The sequence below is a fragment of the Streptomyces sp. NPDC048523 genome, from assembly GCF_043199815.1.
Lineage (GTDB): Bacteria > Actinomycetota > Actinomycetes > Streptomycetales > Streptomycetaceae > Streptomyces.
This window is the reverse complement of sequence record NZ_JBICWQ010000003.1, coordinates 916944-934702: the sequence shown is the minus strand read 5'-3', so window position 1 is coordinate 934702 and position 17759 is coordinate 916944. Positions and strand designations below refer to the sequence as shown.

Genomic DNA, 17759 nt, shown 5'->3' with positions numbered 1-17759 from the left:
GCATCCCCAGAACGAGTGTCTTGACTTTCGACGTCCACGATATATCGTGAATTGCAGGAGACGCGATATGGCGCGTTGCTACGGGGAGGTCTGCACCATGCCCGAGTGGTCCGTCACGGAGCCCAGGAAGCTCACCTTCGACGAGCCCGTACGCGAACTCCACGTACGCACCGTCAACGGAACGGTGAACGTGGTGGGCACGGACGAAGGTTCCGCACGCCTGGAGGTGTCCGAGATCGAGGGACCTCCTCTCGTCGTCACGCAAGAGGGCGGCACCCTCACGGTGGCCTACGAGGACCTGCCCTGGAAGGGCTTCCTCAAGTGGCTCGACCGCAAGGGCTGGCGGCGCAGCGCGGTCGTCTCGCTGGCCGTGCCGGCCGACACCCGCGTCGAGGTGGGAGTGGTCAGCGCCGCCGCCGTCGTGTCCGGGCTGCGCGGCCCGTCGGTGGTGAAGGGGGTCAACGGCGACACGACCCTCGTGGGACTGTCGGGCTCCGTCCGCGCCGACACCGTCTCCGGGAATCTGGAGGCCCAGGCCGTCACCGGCGACCTGCGCTTCAACTCGGTCTCCGGTGATCTCACCGTCGTGGAGGGTTCCGGCCCCTCCGTGCGGGCCGACTCGGTCAGCGGCTCGATGATCGTCGACCTGGACCCGGAGGGCCCGACCGACGTCCGGCTGACCAGTGTCTCGGGTGAGATCGCCATCCGGCTCCCCCAGCCCGCGGACGCGGAGGTGGAGGCCAACACCGCGAGCGGGACGATCTCCAACGCCTTCGACGGCCTGCGCGTGCACGGCCAGTGGGGCGCCCACAAGGTCACCGGCCGCCTCGGCGCCGGCACCGGCAAGCTCCGCGCGACCACCGTCTCGGGCTCCATCGCCCTCCTGCGCCGCCCACCCCGGGAGGACGAGGAGGAGCCATGGGAGGCGCAGGCTCCGGTGACGGACTCCCCGGCGGACGGCGCACAGAGCGACTCGGGGGACAATTCCGTTTCCGGCCCGGACGGCGACTCCTCACCCGGCGCCCCGGCCGACGGCACGACCGACAAGAAGGTGCTCTGACATGCCCCCCGTCTTCGCCCACGGCCGCCTCCGCCTCTACCTGCTGAAGCTCCTGGACGAGGCCCCGCGCCACGGCTACGAGGTGATCCGGCTCCTGGAGGAGCGCTTCCAGGGCCTGTACGCCCCCTCGGCGGGCACCGTCTACCCCCGGCTGGCCAAGCTGGAGACGGAGGGCCTGGTCACCCACACCACCGAGGGCGGCCGCAAGGTGTACGCCATCACGGACGCGGGCCGCGCCGAGCTGGCCGACCGCAGCGGTGAACTGGCCGACCTGGAACTGGAGATCCGCGAGTCGGTCGCCGAGCTCGCCGCCGAGATCCGCGCCGATGTGCGGGGCGCGGCGGGTGATCTGCGGCGCGAGGTACGGGCGGCCGCCACCGAGGCCCGGCGAGGCGGTGGCACCAAGGCGGGCACCGGCGAACACGAGGGCCCCTTCGGGGACTTCACGGAGTACACCGACCACGAGGCGTGGCGCGCCGCCAAGGAGGAGATGCGCCGCGTCAAGCAGGAGTGGAAGGAACAGGCCCGGCGCGCCAAGGACGAGAGCCGCCGCGCCCGCGAGGAGGCCCAGCGGGCCCGCCGCCAGGCCAAGGAGGCCCAGGACCGGGCCCGGGAGCAGGCACAGGAGGAGGTGCAGCGCATCGCCCGGCGGGTGCAGGAGCAGGTGCAGGACCACTTCGCGCGCGGCGACTGGCCGACCGGGGTGCGCGAGGGCCTGACCGAACTGGCCAAGGAGTTCGGCGAGTTCGGGAAGGACTACGGCAAGGAGTTCGGGAAGGACTTCGGCTTCGGCCGGGGCCGCGCGAGGTCCGAGAAGGCCGAGGGGACACCGTCCGGCCCCGAGTACTCGCACACCCCGGAGGACTTCCCCGCCGAGTACGAGCCCTCCTGGGCCCACGAGGACTCCACCGGGGACCCGGCCCGCGATCTGGACCGCCTCCTCGACCGCTTCCGCGACGACATCCGTGACGCGGCCCGCGACCACGGGATCACGGCCGACCAGTTCCACGACGCGCGCCGCCATCTGTCGACGGCGGCGGCCCACATCGGGGCACTGCTGCGGGCACCGAAGGTGTGAACCGGCCGGGCGCCGCCGTCTCCGACATCGGCGCCCGGCGGGGCTCAGCCGGCCTTCGCCTCTCCCTCGCCGTAGAGGACGCGCACGACCGACTCGTAGGTCACCCCGTGATCGGCGAGCACTTCCCCCGGCACCCCCGGCCGTACCGTCAGCGCCAACAGAATGTGCTCGTCGCCGATATGCCGGTCCCGCCGGGCCACGGCGATACGCAGCGCCTTCTCCAGGATCTCCTTGGCGCTCCGCCCGAAGGAATGCCGCCCGGACCGCCACCCCTTGCCCTTCCGGTCGCCGGACATCGCCCCGACCCCGTGCACCTCCTCCACGCGGGCAACGATCTCCGAGACGTCGATACCGAGCCCGGCAAGTGCCTCGGCGTCCGCCTGGGACAGCCCGGCCCGCCGCCGGGCCTCGCCCAGCGCCTCCCGTACGGCGTCCCCGCGCTCGGCGAGCCCGAGAGCGGCCAGGGCGAAGGAGCCGCGACTGCCCTCCCGGTCCAGCAGGGCGAGCAGCAGATGCCCGTCGTCCACGGCCCCTGCCCCCTCGGCATGTTCGACCGCGCCCTCGACAACTGCCCGGGCATCCTTCGTGAACCGCTCGAACATCAATGCCTCCCGTACTTCTTGTGCACGGCCTGCCTGCTCACGCCGAGTTCCGCGGCGATCTCCTGCCACGACCAGCCCTGATGGCGCGCACTGCGCACCTGCACCGCCTCCAGCTGCTCCAGCAGCCTGCGCAGCGCGGCGACGGCACGCAGTCCGACCCGGGGATCGCGATCACCGGCACGCTCGGCGAGATCCGTTGCTTCGGTCATGACGTCAACTATGGTTGACACACTTCGGCATGTCAACCACAGTTGACAACCTCGGCGAACGGACTCGGCGAACGGAAGGGATCAGCCGTTGGTGAGCACGACCTTCCCGAACTGCTCACCGGACTCCACCCGCTGGAAGCCCTCACGGGCGCGGTCCATGGGCAGCACCTCGTCGATGACGGGCCGCACACCGGTGGCCGCGCAGAACGCCAGCAGGTCCTCCAGCTCGTCCTTGGTCCCCATGGTCGACCCCACGACCTTGAGCTCCAGGAAGAAGATCCGGGTCAGTTCGGCGTGCGAGGGGCGGTCGCCGCTCGTGGCACCGGAGATGACGATCGTGCCCCCCGGCTTCAGCGACTTGACCGAGTGCGACCACGTGGCCGCGCCCACGGTCTCGATGACGGCATCGACCCGTTCCGGCAGCCGGGCACCCGACTCCACGGCCTCCAGGGCTCCGAGCTCCACCGCACGCTTGCGCCTGGCCTCGTCCCGGCTGGTGGCGAACACCCGCAGTCCCGCCGCCTTCCCCAGCACGATCGCGGCCGTGGCGACACCGCCTCCCGCGCCCTGCACGAGCACGGAGTCACCGGGCCGCACCCCGGCATTCGTGAACAGCATCCGGTACGCCGTCAGCCAGGCGGTGGGCAGACAGGCGGCCTCCGCGAAGGACAGCTCCTTCGGCTTGGGCAGAACGTTCCAGGTCGGCACGGCCACCTGCTCGGCGAACGTCCCCTGGTAGCGCTCGGTGAGGATGGACCGCGGCTCCTCGGGGCCGACCCCGTGCCCGCTCTGCCCGATGACGGAGTGCAGGACGACCTCGTTGCCGTCCTCGTCGACACCGGCGGCGTCACAGCCGAGGATCATCGGAAGCTTGTCCTCTGCGAGGCCTACGCCGCGCAGGGACCAGAGGTCATGGTGATTGAGGGAAGCGGCCTTGACATCGACGACGCTCCAACCCGGCCGGGCTTCGGGGGCCGGACGCTCCCCCAACTCCAGTCCCGAGAGCGGGTTGTCGCGGTCGATTCGGGCGGCATAGACAGCGAACATGACCTTGACGATAGGGTCCGCCGCCGGCACGGGGAACAGGAACACGTTGTGACACATGCCCTGTTGCGGAACGGGGCGCGTATGGGGGTGCCGGGTGAGGCTGTCGGGCGAGTGCGGGCCGGTGGGGGCTGGTCGCGCAGTTCCCCGCGCCCCTGAGGGGCTCCAGTCACCGACCGAACCGCAACAGGACGCCGCAGGCACTCAGGGGCGCGGGGAACTGCGCACAACGCCCGCCCCCACCGAACCCGCACCCACCCACCCGCACCGCCGCCCGCCACCCAATCGGCCCCACCCCACGGCAAAGAAACGGCCCCGCCCGGAAACACCCCGGACGGGACCACCTCACGCCGAAAACACCACTCAGCGCCGAGCAACACCCTCCGCCCGCGCCGCCGCCGCAACCGCCGCCGTGACCGCCGGTGCCACCCGCTCGTCGAACGGGGACGGGATCACATAGTCCGCCGCCAGATCGTCACCGACGACCGCCGCCAGCGCCTCGGCCGCCGCGATCTTCATGCCCTCGGTGATCCGCGAGGCCCGCACCTGCAGCGCCCCCGCGAAGATCCCCGGAAACGCCAGCACGTTGTTGATCTGGTTCGGGAAGTCCGACCGCCCGGTCGCCACCACGGCCGCGTACTTGTGCGCGACCTCCGGGTGCACCTCCGGATCCGGGTTGGCCATGGCGAAGACGAAGGCACCGGAGGCCATGGAGGCCACGGCCGCTTCCGCCACCGTCCCGCCGGACACGCCGATGAAGACGTCCGCGCCCGCCAGCGCGTCCTCCAGGGACCCGGACAGACCCGCCTTGTTCGTGAACCCGGCAAGCTCCCGCTTCACGGACGTGAGGTCGTCCCGGTCGGCGGACACGACACCCTTGCGGTCGGCGACGGCCACGTCCCCGATGCCCGCCTCGACAAGCATCTTGGCGATGGCCACGCCCGCCGCGCCCGCACCGGAGATCACCGCACGAAGATCTCCGATCGACCGCCCGCTCAGCCGCGCCGCGTTCCGCAGCGCCGCCAGCGTCACCACGGCCGTACCGTGCTGGTCGTCGTGGAAGACGGGAATGTCGAGCCGCTCCTGCAGCCGCCGCTCGATCTCGAAGCAGCGGGGAGCCGAGATGTCCTCGAGGTTCACGCCGCCGAAGGACGGGGCGAGACGGACCACGGTCTCGATGATCTCGTCGACGTCGGTGCAGGCCAGCGCGAGCGGAACCGCGTCCACCCCGCCGAACTGCTTGAACAGGATCGCCTTGCCCTCCATCACCGGGAGGGAGGCTTCGGGCCCGATGTCACCGAGCCCCAGCACGGCCGTACCGTCCGTCACGACGGCGACGACCGACGACTTCCACGTGTAGTCGTGGACGAGGTCCGGCTGCTCGGCGATGGCGCTGCACACCTTCGCCACGCCGGGCGTGTACGCGAGGGACAGGTCGTCCTTGTCACGGATCGGCACGGTGGCCTGCACAGCCATTTTGCCGCCGCGGTGCAGCGCGAACGCGGGGTCGAAGGAATCGAGGGGCTCCGCCCCTCCGTCCTGTCCCGTATCGCTGTCGCTGCGAGGATTGACGATCTCCGCTGCCACTTTGTCTTACCCCTTAGGTCTTCTGGTCTGAGGGTGGCCACTCCTGGTTGAGAAGTGGGCGGGCACCGCGTACGGCCCTGGTCACTGATGCGTACGGGCCGGTACGCGACGGGCGCGCCGCACACGCGCCCTGAGCCCCGGATGAGGGGTGTAAAGAACCTTCTTACCGGACGACCGGCGTCGAGGACGAGTCCAATACGTCCAAGGTCACATGCCCGAACGGAAAATCGATCATCGATCACTGGAGAGGCGCTCGAGCGACCGCGCACACCGAAGATCTTCCGGCCGGAATGCCAGATTCCCGCAGATGGTCCGGTCGCGATGTACGGACATGGTGCGGTTCGGGGGTCACCCGTTATCCGATTTTGACATGACCGGCGTCCTGAATGGTCCAGTCCGAATGGCAAGATGCCGTCATCACACGAGGTCGCGACACTCGAAGGCGTGTGCTCTCGTCGACCTGAGGAATGAAGGCAGCGCTGCCGAACCGATCGGCAGCCGCCCCGCCCATCGGCAACTCCACCCATCCGCCGGAGGAACCCACCATGACCGCAAGCTCCACCCGTCGTACGACCGTCGCGCGCACCAGGACAGCCGCGGTAGGTGCGATCGCGGTCGCTGGCGCCCTGCTTCTCACCGGCTGCGGTGACCAGACGGACAGCGGCGGCAGCAGCAGCAACGAGTCGGCGTCGTCCAGCAAGGCCCCGCTGTTCGACAAGCTGCCCGCGAAGATCCAGAAGGCCGGTGTCATCAAGGTCGGCACCAACGCCGAGTACGCCCCCATGGAGTACCAGGAGGGCGGCAAGATCGTCGGCGTCGACCCCGACATCGCCGCCGCGCTGGGCAAGCAGCTGGGCGTGGAGTTCCAGTTCACCTCGGGCTCCTTCGACGGCCTGATCAGCTCCCTGAACTCCGGGCGCTACGACGTCGCCATGTCCTCCATCACGGACACCAAGGCGCGCCAGGAGGGTCTGGACGACAAGGGCAAGAAGCTCGGCCCGGGTGTCGACTTCGTCGACTACTTCACGGCCGGCACCGCCATCTACGTCCAGAAGGGCAACCCGAAGAAGATCGGCTCGATCGAGGACCTCTGCGGCCAGAAGGTCGCCGTGCAGCGCGGCACGACCTACGAGCAGGCCCTGCAGAAGCAGTCCAAGGCGTGCACCGAGGCCGGCAAGAAGAAGATGACGATCGAGTCGTTCGACAACGACACCGAGGCCCAGACCCGGGTGAAGTCGGGCGGCGCGGTCGCGGGCGTCAACGACTACCCGGTCGCCGTCGACCTCGCCCGCAAGGCCGATGGCGGCAACGCCTTCGAGGTCGTAGGCGAGCAGGTGGACGCAGGTCCGTTCGGCATCGCTGTGAACAAGGAGAACAAGGAGCTCACGAGCGCCCTGGAGGCCGCCGTGAACGCCATCATCCAGGACGGCACGTACAAGAAGGTCCTGGACAAGTGGGGCGCCCAGACCGGCGCCGTGGACAAGGCCGCGGTCAACGGCGGCAAGTGACGGACCCCGTACCACTGAAGGGCAGTCACGGTGACTGACAAGATCGACAAGGGGCCGGCGGACACACCGCCGCACACCTCCCCCGCCCCCGAGACCATCAAGGCCATCCCGGTCCGCCACTACGGCCGCTACGTCAGCGCGGTCATCGTGCTGGCGCTGGTGGCCCTGCTGGTCAACGCGTTCGCCACCGCCGAGAAGATCCAGTGGAGCGCGGTCGGCGACAAGCTGTTCGACTCCACGGTCCTCGCCGGTGCCGGCCGCACCCTGCTGATCAGCGTCCTCGCGATGATCGTGGGCGTGGTCCTCGGCGTCGTGCTGGCCGTGATGCGGCTCTCCAAGAACCCGGTGACGAGCTGGGTGGCCTGGTTCTACATCTGGTTCTTCCGCGGGACCCCGGTCTACGTCCAGCTCCTCCTCTGGTTCAACCTGGCGCTGATCTTCCCGATGCTGAATCTCGGTCCGATCTACAAGGACGAGATGACGGACGTGATGACCCCGTTCATGTGCGCCCTGCTGGGCCTGGGTCTCAACGAGGCCGCGTACATGGCGGAGATCTGCCGCGCCGGTCTGATGGCCGTCGACGAGGGCCAGACGGAGGCCGCGCACGCGCTCGGCATGAGCCACGGCAAGACCCTGCGCCGGATCGTGATCCCGCAGGCGATGCGGGTGATCGTGCCGCCGACGGGCAACGAGTTCATCAACATGCTGAAGACCTCGTCGCTGGTGTACGCGGTGACGTACAACGAACTGCTGCGCGCCACCTCGACGATCGGCTCGACCTCGTACGCCGTGATGGAGATGCTGTTCGTGGCGTCCATCTGGTACCTGGTCATGACCAGCGTGTTCAGCGTCTTCCAGTACTACTTGGAGCGCCGTTTCGCCCGCGGTTCGTCGCGGAACCTGCCGCCGACGCCGTTCCAGAAGATCAGGGCGAACCTGCTGTCGCTCCGGAGCGAAGGGGGTGCGGCAGTATGACGGCCATGGTCAGGGCCGAGAGCGTCCACAAGTCCTACGGTCTGGTCGAGGTCCTCAAGGGCATCGACCTGGAAGTGAAGCAGGGCGAGGTGTTCTGCCTCATCGGCCCCTCGGGCTCCGGCAAGTCGACCTTCCTGCGGTGCATCAACCACCTGGAGAAGATCAACGCCGGCCGGCTCTACGTCGACGGCGAGCTGGTCGGCTACCGCCAGAAGGCGGACAAGCTGTATGAGCTCAAGGACAGCGAGGTCGCGCTCCAGCGCCGGGACATCGGCATGGTGTTCCAGCGGTTCAACCTGTTCCCGCACATGACGGCCGCCGAGAACGTCATGGAGGCGCCGGTCCAGGTCAAGGGCACCAGCCGGGCCCAGGCCCGGGAGCGCGCGCGGGAGCTGCTGGAGAAGGTCGGCCTGGCCGACAAGGCAGGGTCCTACCCCGCCCAGCTCTCCGGCGGCCAGCAGCAGCGGGTGGCCATCGCCCGGGCGCTGGCGATGGACCCGAAGCTGATGCTCTTCGACGAGCCGACCTCGGCCCTGGACCCGGAGCTGGTCGGTGACGTCCTCGACGTCATGCGCGACCTCGCCGAGTCCGGCATGACGATGGTCGTCGTCACCCACGAGATGGGCTTCGCCCGCGAGGTCGGCGACAGCCTGGTCTTCATGGACGGCGGCGTGGTCGTCGAGTCCGGCGACCCTCGCGAGGTCCTGACGAACCCTCAGCACGAGCGCACCCAGGCCTTCTTGTCGAAGGTCCTCTGATCGAAAGCTCTTGAGCGGTACGACGACGAAGGGGCGGTGCGGGATTCCCGTACCGCCCCTTTCGCATGGGCGCAGGGCCGCATGGGCGCAGGGCCGCAGGCGCGCCTACTTGAGCGCGAGCAGCAGCGTGTCCGAGGGCGAGCACCACACCGGCCGGGCCTCCCCGAAGCCCTTCTCGCGCAGCACGCGTGCGTGCCACGCCGCGGACGGCATGTCCCCGTCGGCGTGCTCGCCGTAGATCTCGAAGCGGCGCGCCGTCGGTCCGGCGAGGACGGGGTCCTCGGCGGCGACCTGCCACCACTCGGCCCAGTCGAGGGCGCCGTCGCGCTTGGCCCGGTCCATGTGCGCGTGGCGATGGGCGCGTTCGGCCGCGTTGATGCGGGGTGTGGTCTCGTCGATCATGTGGTCGGCGTTCATGAAGACACCGCCGTCGCGGACGAGTCCGGCGATCTGCCCGTAGAGGGCCGCGAGGGGTTCGCTGTGCAGCCAGTGCAGGGCCGTGGCGGTCAGGACGGCGTCGTAGGAGTCGTACGGCAGCTTCGCCGGCCAGTCGGGGTCCTTGAGGTCGGCCGTCGCGAGGGTCACCCGCTCGTCGTCCGCGAACGTGCCCTCGGCGATGGTGAGGAGCGCCGGGTCGAGGTCGAGGCCGGTGCTGGTGGCCTCCGGGAACCGGGCGAGCAGCCTGGCCGTGATACTTCCCGTGCCGCACGCGAGGTCGAGCACGCGTGGCCGGGGTCCGACGAGGGCCTCGACCATGTCGAGCATGACCCGGAACCGCTCCTCGCGGTCCGGCATGTACCACTCCTGCTGCCGGTCCCAGCTCTCCTGCCAGGCCTGCCAGTCGGTGCCGACACCAGTCGTCATGGGAGCCCCCTGTCCGCTCACTGTCGTAATACCCTGGAAGCACGATCAGCTGTTACCCGACCGTGCCACGACGATAGAACGCCTCCGTAAGGACTACAAGTGGAACTGGCCTATTACTCGGACTACGCCGTGCGTCTGGTCAACAGCGAGGACCCGGCCCGCGGCAAGGACACCCTGACCTCGGTGGAGGCCGTCCGCGACCTGTTCGGCGGCAACGGCACGGGCGCCCGCCGGGCCACCGATGCCGACGTCACGAGGTTCCGTTCGGTGCGGGCCCGGCTGCGGTCGGTCTTCGAGGCGGCGGACCAGGGCGACGAGACGCTCGCGGTGGACCTGCTGAACTCGCTCCTGCTGGAGTTCCCGGTGAGCCCGCAGATCTCCGGGCACGACTTCCGCGACGACGACGGCCGCCCGCTGTGGCACATGCACCTGGCGGACCACCCGTCCAACGCCACCGCCGGGTACGCGGCGATCGCGGCGATGGGCCTGGCGTTCCACCTCACCGAGTACGGCGTGGACCGCCTGGGCCTGTGCGAGGCCGCGCCCTGCCGCAACGCCTACCTCGACACCTCGACGAACCGCTCCCGGCGCTACTGCTCCGACCGCTGCGCCACCCGCGCCAACGTGGCCGCCTACCGGGCCCGCAAACGCCTGGAGGCCGACCGGTCGGGGAAGACGGGCCGTACGGCGGACAGCGCCCAGCGCGCGGCGGCCAGCGGCGAGCGCTGACCCGGCTTGAGGGGCCGGTAACGCAACCGGGCCTTCCCCAGGACGAGTTCCTCCGGGACGACGCCGTAGTCCGTGCTGTCGCCGCCCGCGAACGCGTTGTCCCCGAGCACCCACCAGCCGCCCTCGCGCCGCTCGACGGCCCGCTTGACGACGAGCAGGTCCTGCTGGAACGGATGCCGCAGGACCACGATGTCGCCGGGGACGATCCTGGCCCCCCAGTGCACGACCAGCTGGTCGCCGTGCTGGAGCGTGGGCACCATCGACGGCCCGGTCACCTCGGCCACCCCCACGAAGGGCAGCAACGACCTCTCCCGCTCGGTCTCCTGCGACAGCTCCGGCATCCCCGGCACCTCCCCGGTACGTTCATCCACCAGTCTCAGTCTGACCCCGGACTTTTGTCCTAAGCCCATGGGGGCACCCGCGAATTCGCCTCTCCCAGGGAGTAATGTCGCACCTGAGAAGACGATCACGAGGAAGGAATGCTCCATGCTTTCCCGCCTGTTTGCCCCCAAGGTCAAGGTCAGCGCACACTGCGACCTGCCCTGCGGTGTGTACGACCCGGCCCAGGCCCGCATCGAGGCGGAGTCGGTGAAGGCCGTGCAGGAGAAGATGGCCGCCAACGACGACCCGCACTTCCAGTCGCGTGCCACGATCATCAAGGAGCAGCGCGCCGAGCTCGCGAAGCACCACGTTTCCGTGCTCTGGAGCGACTACTTCAAGCCCCCGCACTTCGAGAAGTACCCGGAGCTGCACCAGCTGGTCAACGACACCCTCAAGGCCCTCTCGGCCGCCAAGGCGTCGACCGACCCGGCCACCGGTCAGAAGGCTCTGGACTACATCGCCCAGATCGACAAGATCTTCTGGGAGACCAAGAAGGCTTGATCTATGGCTAGGCCATCTGACCTGCGGTTTCGCGGGTCGCATCGCCTACCTGTCCGCACCCGGTCCGCAGGCCGCCGAGAACGGCGTCCATGACGGTCCGGGTGCGGTCTTCTTCGCCCGGCCACAGGTGCGCGTAGATCCGCAGCGTGATGACGGCGGACGCATGGCCGAGGACCAGCTGGACCTGCTTGACGCTCGCTCCGCCGGCGATGAGGGCGGAGGCGTAGAAGTGGCGCAGGTCGTGGGTCACCATGTGTGGCAGCTCGACGGGCTTGCGGCCCTCGCGTTCGGCCGCCTCGTTCTCCGCCGCTTGGAGCGTCCTGCGGGCGCAGTTCCACTCCGTCTTCCAGCGACGGTAGCTGAGCGGTTCGCCCTCCTCCATCGTGAACAGCCACTCCTTGGAGGGGCGTGCGGCGAGGTGCGCGAGCAGCACATCGGTGACGACCTCGCCTACCGGGACGGTACGCCGGGACTTGGCGGTCTTCGGCGGCCCGATCTTCCCGGATTGGAGGCGCTGCCGCTCGACGCGGATGGTGCCGGCCTTGAAGTCGACGTCCGAGATCTTGAGGCCGAGCAACTCGCCTATGCGCAATCCTGATCCGGCGAGCATGACGATCGCCGCGCGGATGTACGGTGGCATCACGCGGGCCATGGCCTCGACCTGCGCGACCGTGGGCGGGGTGACCTCCTCGTCCGGCATGGGCGGGAGAGTGATGCGGCGGCACGGGCTGGACGCGATGACCTTGTCCTCGACGGCCGCGGTCATGAGGCGTACGAGGACGTCGTAGACGTTGCGCACGCTTCCGGGCCCGAGCTGTTCCGACAGGCTCTTGAAGAGCACCTGGAGGTCGTTGCGGCGTATCGCCGCCATGGCGCGGGAGCCGAGCGCCGGGACCAGGTGGAGCCGGAGCGCGTTGTCGGTGATGCGCTCGCCCGCCTCGCTGGCGATGAGCGACTGCTCCCACTTCTTCGCGTACGTCTCGAACGTGGTCCGTCCGGCGCGGGGGTCGACGTACTGACCCATGACGATGCTGGTCGTGACCTCGTCGAGCCAGCGCTGGGCGTCGAGCTTGCGGTCGAAGTGGCGGGCGTGCTCCTTGCCGTCGAGGTCGCGGTAGCGGGCACGCCATTTGCCGTTGGGGCGCTTCTGGATGTTCGCCAAGTGGCTTCTCCCTTGGTTGGTTATCGGTGGTAGCCGCCGCCCTCGATGTAGTCGGTGAGGGTGCGGGCGTCGCGCTCGTCGCCCATGAGACGAAGGCACTGTTCGTGGATGGCCCGTGTGCTGTCGGGGCGGGCCTGGACGTGCTCGGCGATGCCTACGACGGCGCGATGCAGGCGGTCTTCGGCGTCGCGGGTCTCGTAGTACGCCTCGACGGCTTCCTGGACGAGCCGTCTACTGTCGAGGTCCAGCCCCTCCAGGGGCGGGGACATCAGCTCTTCGAGGGGCAGTTCGAAGACGCGGGCGAAGGCGAGCGCCTCGTCGACGTTGATGCGGCGACGAGGGGTGCTGTTCTCGATGCGCCAGACCGCGGTCTGGTTCATCTTGACGCCGGCCTTGGACACCCGGTCTGCGAGTTCGGTCGTACTCCACCCTCTGACCTCACGCTCCAGTGCCACCCGCCCGGCGATGTTGCCTTCGCTGTAGAGCAGCGGCACTTCACCGCCGTCGCGCTTGTCGCCTGTCATCACACCTCCAGCATGACCATCCCTATCCATATTGAAACACACCCTATGCGATTTGGCTAACCGGCGATCATCGACACTTTATACAGAACGGATTGCTGCCTAGTCGAATTGGAAAGCATGCGATACCTGACCACCGCCGAGGTCGCCGAGCGCTACCGCACGGCCGAGAGCACCGTCCGCTACTGGCGCCAGATCGGCAAAGGCCCGCGCGGCATCAAGATCGGCAAGCGGGTGCTGTACCCCGAGGCCGAGCTGCTCCGGTACGAGCGCACGCTGGCCGACGGCCGAGACGAGTGGGGTCTGGCTTCCTGAGCTGCCGGAAGACCCGAACACGACAACGGCCCTCGACGCGCCAACGCCGAGGGCCGGAGATTCCCCAACTGATCGCCCATCCCTGAACGAACGAGCTGGTGAGGGGTGGGGCCTTGCCCGCCCTACCCCCACCGGAGAGGAACGTCTATGGAGGACTCTACGTCCCCCAACACCACGAACACATCCCTGACCACCGCCTGGCCTCCCGCTGCGGTCCCCGGCCAGGGCATCCCCTGGCACCGCGGGGACCGACGCCGCGATGTGCCCGGGTCCCCGTCCCCGCAAGCCGTCGTCCCGATATCTGCATCCGGCGGAAACGTGCAGGCCAGCGACGTGACAACGGGGACCGGTCCCCAAGACACGGAAGTTGCACCAGGGGACCGCAATGGGGACCGTGATCGCGGTCCCCGCCGGTCGATGGGGACCGACGGTCCCGTGGAGGGGACCGTGCAGCATGACGCCCCGGTCCCCGATGACGGGTCGGGCTCCGGAGACCACAAAGGCTCCGACACCGCGTCGGCTGCTGACGGTGCCGCGCTGCTGGACGAGTTGCGGGCGGCGATCACCAAGTACGTGGTGCTGCCGAGCGAGGAGGCGTTGAACGCGGTCACGCTGTGGGTGGCGGCCACCCACATCCAGCCCGCGCTGCAGCACGCTCCTCGCCTGGCAGTGGTCGGGCCGACCAAGGGGTGCGGCAAGTCCCGCGTCCTGGACGTGCTCCACGAGACCGTCCACAAGCCGATCATGACGGTGAACATGTCCACGGCGGTGCTCTTCCGGGTCATCGGCAAGGTCCCGCGCACGATCCTGGTGGACGAGGCCGACACCATATTCGGCCCCAAGGCCGGAGAGAACGAGGAGTTGCGCGGCCTGCTGAACGCCGGACACCAACGCAACCGGCCCGCCTGGCGCATCTCCGGTCCGGAGCACAAGCCGACCCCGTATCCGACCTTCGCGATGGCAGCACTGGCCGCGATCGGCGACCTGCCCGACACGATCATGGACCGGGCGGTCGTGCTGCGGATGCAAAAGCGCAAGCCGGGCGAGAAGGTCACCCCGTTCCGCTCGCGCTACGCCGTACCGGAACTGAACGCGCTGCGGGACAAGCTGGCTGCATGGCTGACCCCACTGCATGCCACCGCTGCCCGCCTGGTGCCGACGATGCCGGTCGAGGACCGAGCTGCGGACACCTGGGAGCCCCTGGTCATCGTCGCCGACATGGGCGGTGGTCATTGGCCCGCGAGTGCTCGGGCAGCCTGCGTGGCGATGACCCGCAACGAAGTCGTCCAGGACGAGCAGAGCAGCCTGAAGACGCGGCTGCTGCGGGACATCCGCCGCGTCTTCGCTGAGCGGGACAACCCCGAGGCCCTACGCACCCATGACCTGGTCCATGAACTCACCGTGGATGCGGAAGCGCCTTGGGCGGAGTACGCACCAAGGGCCTGAACGCCTACCACCTGGCCAATCTGCTGCGGGACTTCAACATCAGCCCGGCCAACTACCGCTTCGAGGAGGGCAGGCAGGCCAAGGCGTACATGCGCAACCGGTTCCTCGATGCCTGGATTCGCTACTGCCCCGACACCGCCCAACCGGCCGCCCTGCCCATGCAGAAGGGCGCCCCCGTACCTCCGGCCAAGGGCCTGCCGCCCGCCACTGCGACGGGAACCCTGCCTGTCGGCCCGCCCGGCGGCGCCGCAGGACCCAAGCGCGCCCGCTAACCCACCTTCCGCGGGGCCCGGCGCACTCCGTCGCATCCGTCCCCGCGCAGGTCAGCGCGGGGACGGATTTCCTGGCCGATACGGATCTCTCCGTACCTCCGCCCGTGTCCGTACCTGTGCCGACCAGGCGTGCGACGGACGCGACGGACCGCGACGCCGCCCCGCCTACACGCCATCGGAGCACCACCATGCACGACAACCGCGCCCACAGCAGCCGCCACAGGGGACTGTTCGGCCTGGCCCGACGAACAGCAGCAAGCTGGAGCGAACGAGCCTCTAACGAGGCTTCGTCCGCGCTTGCCCCCGCCCCAGGGGTGGCGGAGGAGGAGGCCGGGCGCCAGCGGGCGCACGAGCCGGGAAAGGAGATGACCACACCCGTCGCCGACCCCGCGTCCTCCCCCGTCGAGCCGCCCGCCGACACACCCCCGCCTATCGAGCAGCCTTCCTGGCGCGAACCCGAAGCCCCGACGCTCCCCGCGCTGATGAACCGCAAGCGCACCACCGAGAAGCGCGACCAGGAGAAGACCGTCCGCTTCACCCCGACCGCGGTCCGGATCATCACCGAGGAAGCCGAGCGGCGTGGACAGAAGTTCGCAGGGTTCGTCGGCGACGCCGCTCTGGCTGTCGCCCTGGGCAAGGCAGGTCTGGTCGGTAGCCCGGAGGACGATCCCATACGCCCGCTGATCGAAGCCATCGAGGCTCACACGGTCGCGCTTAACCGCACCGGCAACAACCTCAACCAGATCACTGGGGCCATCCACTGCGGAACTGTTCCCGAGCACGCCGAGGCCGTGCTGGCCTTCGTCGAGCAGGCAGCCGAGAACAGCTACCAGCTCATCGACCGGCTCCTGACGGAGGGAATCCCGCATGATGCCTGACGTCTCCACCGGCTCCAGCACACTCGGCCTGATCAACTACCTGTTCGGCAAGGGGCGGCGCGACGAGCACACCGATCCGCACATCGTGGCCGCCTGGGACATGGCTGGCGCCCCGGACCCCGGCCGCAACCCCGAGGCTACGTACACCCAGTTGACTCGGCGCCTGGACCATCACGTCGACCTGCGCACCCGTGAACTGGGCGGTGAGAAGCCACAGCAGCACGTGTGGCACTGCCCCGTGCGCACCGCGCCCGGCGACCGCTACCTCACCGACAGCGAATGGGCCGAAGTCGCCCGCCGGGTCGTAGCTGCCACGGGCATCGCTCCCGAGGGGGACGAGAAGGCGTGCCGGTGGATCGCAGTACGGCACGCCGACGACCACATCCACATCCTCGCGACCACCGTTCGGGCCGACGGCCGCCGCCCCCGTACGAACCGGGACGGCTGGCGGGCCCAGCGGGAATGCCGCAAGATCGAGGCCGAGTTCGGGCTGCGCCGCCTGAAGTCCGGCGATCTCACCGCCCCGCGCACCCCCACCGGCGCCGAGCGGGCCAAGGCCGAGCGCCAGGGCCGGGAGCAGGCCGCACGGGAGTGGCTGCGCGAGCAGGCATACGCGGTCGCCGCCGCCGTACGCAGCATCGACGAGTACTTCACCGTGCTGCGCTCCCTCGGCATCCAGGTCAGGCCACGCATCGGCCCCGAGACCGGCGAGGTGACCGGCTACAGCCTGGCCGCGCCCGGCGACACGACCAGCGGCGAGCCGGTCTGGTACGGCGGCTCGAAGCTCGCCCCCGACCTGTCCTACAACCGCCTGCGCGAACGTCTCCCCGCCCAGGACCTGGCCGACCGCCCCGAGCCGCTGGCGGACCCGGCCGAACCGTGGCACCGCGCCGAAACCGCCATCCGCCACACCCACACCGTCCTCGACTCGGGCGACGACGCCGTGGCCCAGGGCCACCTGGATGCCTTCGGCGACGCCCTCCACAACCTGGCCCTCGCCACCCAGGGCGCACACCGGGCAGAACTACAAGCTGCGGCAAGGGCGTTCAACCGCGCCCGTCGCTCGGCGATCCGAGCCGATCATCGGGCTGCCACCGCCCTGCGGGAAGCCGCCAAGGAACTCGCCTACGCCACACACGATCCGGGCGGACTCGCCATTGCCCTGATCGTCGCCGCGCTCCACGTGGCCCGCGCCGCCGCCACGTGGCATGAGCAGCGGGGTCACGAGCAGCAAGCCGCAGCGGCCGAAGAAGCTCTCCGCCACCTGCAGGCCGGTTACCAGCAGGCCGCCCAGCCCGTCTTGGCGGATCTCGCCCGTCGCGCACCGCGCGCCACAACCGCCAGCCGCTTCGAGCAGGATCTGCGCGCAGTACACCCCGACCAGGCCGACCGCGTCCTCGCCGATCCCGCCTGGCCAGCCCTGACCACGACCCTCGCCCGCGCCGAGACCGCCGGCCACAACCCGCGGCGCCTCCTGTCCGAGGTCGGCGCCCGGCGGGAACTCGACAGTGCCGAGCATCCCACCGAAGTCCTCAACTGGCGCATCACCGCTCAACCGAACAGGCGCGCTCAGGCAGCAGGTAGGCGGAGCACCGTCAGCGGCACGTCGTCCGTGTCCGCCGCTCCACATCCTCCGGCCACACCAGTGAACATGACGCCCGAAAAACGTGGTCGTCGCCACTGATCCCGGTCAGATGCCCTCGCCATGCGGCGCGGCGGGGGCATCGACTGTTCTGCCACGGCTTCGCGTCAGGCTGTTTCGGTTCCGCTCGGAGCAGCGGGTGCACCAGTCCGCACGGCGAGCAGCCGCCAGGCCCACGCTCGGGCTTCGGTCAGGTGCTCAGCCCGCAGCCCGGCACGGGGATCAGG

18 protein-coding genes and 1 pseudogene are annotated in these 17759 nt (G+C 69.5%); 11 read left to right on the top strand and 8 right to left on the bottom strand.

Annotated features, from left to right (window positions below; all coding sequences use genetic code 11):
• Window positions 1-97 precede the first annotated feature (97 nt).
• Both ACGFWE_RS20150 and ACGFWE_RS20145 read left to right on the top strand, forming a co-directional pair.
• A complete protein-coding gene (locus ACGFWE_RS20150) occupies window positions 98-1060 on the top strand; it encodes a DUF4097 family beta strand repeat-containing protein (RefSeq protein WP_352390200.1) in 963 nt (320 codons plus the stop codon).
• Window position 1061: 1 nt separating this feature from the next.
• Complete coding sequence (locus tag ACGFWE_RS20145) at window positions 1062-2138, top strand: helix-turn-helix transcriptional regulator (protein WP_352390201.1); 1077 nt, start codon at window positions 1062-1064, stop codon at window positions 2136-2138.
• Between the two features lie 44 nt (window positions 2139-2182).
• Here the strand turns inward: ACGFWE_RS20145 and ACGFWE_RS20140 are convergent, their stop codons facing one another.
• The 4 genes from ACGFWE_RS20140 to ACGFWE_RS20125 all read right to left on the bottom strand — a co-directional run bounded on the left by ACGFWE_RS20140 (window position 2183) and on the right by ACGFWE_RS20125 (window position 5580).
• On the bottom strand, window positions 2183-2740 hold the full coding sequence (locus ACGFWE_RS20140; RefSeq protein WP_352390202.1) for a Clp protease N-terminal domain-containing protein: 558 nt from the start codon (window positions 2738-2740) through the stop codon (window positions 2183-2185).
• Window positions 2740-2949 carry a helix-turn-helix domain-containing protein gene (locus ACGFWE_RS20135; RefSeq protein WP_030038196.1) on the bottom strand — a complete coding sequence of 70 codons (210 nt, stop codon included), beginning with the start codon at window positions 2947-2949 and terminating at the stop codon, window positions 2740-2742. The genes ACGFWE_RS20140 and ACGFWE_RS20135 overlap by 1 nt, the downstream gene beginning before the upstream one ends.
• Window positions 2950-3030: 81 nt before the next feature.
• Window positions 3031-3996 carry a zinc-binding dehydrogenase gene (locus ACGFWE_RS20130; protein ID WP_352390203.1) on the bottom strand — a complete coding sequence of 322 codons (966 nt, stop codon included), beginning with the start codon at window positions 3994-3996 and terminating at the stop codon, window positions 3031-3033.
• 360 nt (window positions 3997-4356) lie between these two features.
• On the bottom strand, window positions 4357-5580 hold the full coding sequence (locus ACGFWE_RS20125; RefSeq protein ID WP_352390204.1) for an NADP-dependent malic enzyme: 1224 nt from the start codon (window positions 5578-5580) through the stop codon (window positions 4357-4359).
• A 545-nt stretch (window positions 5581-6125) separates the two neighbouring features.
• Between ACGFWE_RS20125 and ACGFWE_RS20120 the strand changes: the two genes are divergently transcribed.
• From ACGFWE_RS20120 to ACGFWE_RS20110, 3 genes are read left to right on the top strand one after another with little or no spacing between them, the layout of a single operon-like run.
• Complete coding sequence (locus ACGFWE_RS20120; RefSeq protein ID WP_352390205.1) at window positions 6126-7088, top strand: ABC transporter substrate-binding protein; 963 nt, start codon at window positions 6126-6128, stop codon at window positions 7086-7088.
• 30 nt (window positions 7089-7118) lie between these two features.
• Window positions 7119-8063 (top strand): amino acid ABC transporter permease, encoded by a 945-nt coding sequence (locus tag ACGFWE_RS20115; protein ID WP_352390206.1) that lies wholly within the window; start codon window positions 7119-7121, stop codon window positions 8061-8063.
• On the top strand, window positions 8060-8821 hold the full coding sequence (locus ACGFWE_RS20110; protein WP_352390207.1) for an amino acid ABC transporter ATP-binding protein: 762 nt from the start codon (window positions 8060-8062) through the stop codon (window positions 8819-8821). Before ACGFWE_RS20115 ends, ACGFWE_RS20110 begins: the two co-directional genes overlap by 4 nt.
• Before the next feature lie 105 nt (window positions 8822-8926).
• Here the strand turns inward: ACGFWE_RS20110 and ACGFWE_RS20105 are convergent, their stop codons facing one another.
• Window positions 8927-9685: a class I SAM-dependent methyltransferase gene (locus ACGFWE_RS20105; protein WP_393600610.1), complete on the bottom strand. Its 759-nt coding sequence runs from the start codon at window positions 9683-9685 to the stop codon at window positions 8927-8929.
• A 99-nt stretch (window positions 9686-9784) separates the two neighbouring features.
• Between ACGFWE_RS20105 and ACGFWE_RS20100 the strand changes: the two genes are divergently transcribed.
• Window positions 9785-10414 (top strand): CGNR zinc finger domain-containing protein, encoded by a 630-nt coding sequence (locus tag ACGFWE_RS20100; protein ID WP_352390209.1) that lies wholly within the window; start codon window positions 9785-9787, stop codon window positions 10412-10414.
• Here the strand turns inward: ACGFWE_RS20100 and sodX are convergent.
• Entirely contained in the window at window positions 10318-10755 is a 438-nt protein-coding gene (gene sodX, locus ACGFWE_RS20095; RefSeq protein ID WP_352390381.1) for a nickel-type superoxide dismutase maturation protease, read from the bottom strand. The two genes, ACGFWE_RS20100 and sodX, sit on opposite strands and share 97 nt — an antisense overlap.
• A 145-nt stretch (window positions 10756-10900) precedes the next feature.
• Between sodX and sodN the strand changes: the two genes are divergently transcribed.
• Window positions 10901-11296, top strand: coding sequence for a superoxide dismutase, Ni (sodN, locus tag ACGFWE_RS20090; protein ID WP_352390210.1), 396 nt, complete (start codon window positions 10901-10903; stop codon window positions 11294-11296).
• Between the two features lie 7 nt (window positions 11297-11303).
• Here sodN and ACGFWE_RS20085 read toward each other — a convergent pair whose 3' ends face one another.
• Window positions 11304-12458: a tyrosine-type recombinase/integrase gene (locus ACGFWE_RS20085; protein ID WP_393600609.1), complete on the bottom strand. Its 1155-nt coding sequence runs from the start codon at window positions 12456-12458 to the stop codon at window positions 11304-11306.
• A gap of 20 nt (window positions 12459-12478) precedes the next feature.
• Window positions 12479-12982 carry a helix-turn-helix transcriptional regulator gene (locus ACGFWE_RS20080; protein WP_393600608.1) on the bottom strand — a complete coding sequence of 168 codons (504 nt, stop codon included), beginning with the start codon at window positions 12980-12982 and terminating at the stop codon, window positions 12479-12481.
• Between the two features lie 117 nt (window positions 12983-13099).
• Here ACGFWE_RS20080 and ACGFWE_RS20075 point away from each other — a divergent pair, with 117 nt between their 5' ends.
• The 4 genes and pseudogenes from ACGFWE_RS20075 (at window position 13100) to ACGFWE_RS20060 (ending at window position 17574) form a co-directional block, all read left to right on the top strand.
• Complete coding sequence (locus ACGFWE_RS20075; RefSeq protein WP_356028112.1) at window positions 13100-13294, top strand: helix-turn-helix domain-containing protein; 195 nt, start codon at window positions 13100-13102, stop codon at window positions 13292-13294.
• A gap of 417 nt (window positions 13295-13711) precedes the next feature.
• Window positions 13712-15012 (top strand): annotated as a pseudogene (locus ACGFWE_RS20070) (DUF3631 domain-containing protein).
• Window positions 15013-15377: 365 nt separating this feature from the next.
• Window positions 15378-15890 (top strand): hypothetical protein, encoded by a 513-nt coding sequence (locus ACGFWE_RS20065; RefSeq protein ID WP_393600607.1) that lies wholly within the window; start codon window positions 15378-15380, stop codon window positions 15888-15890.
• Complete coding sequence (locus tag ACGFWE_RS20060) at window positions 15880-17574, top strand: relaxase/mobilization nuclease domain-containing protein (RefSeq protein WP_393600606.1); 1695 nt, start codon at window positions 15880-15882, stop codon at window positions 17572-17574. Before ACGFWE_RS20065 ends, ACGFWE_RS20060 begins: the two co-directional genes overlap by 11 nt.
• Window positions 17575-17759: the final 185 nt, after the last annotated feature.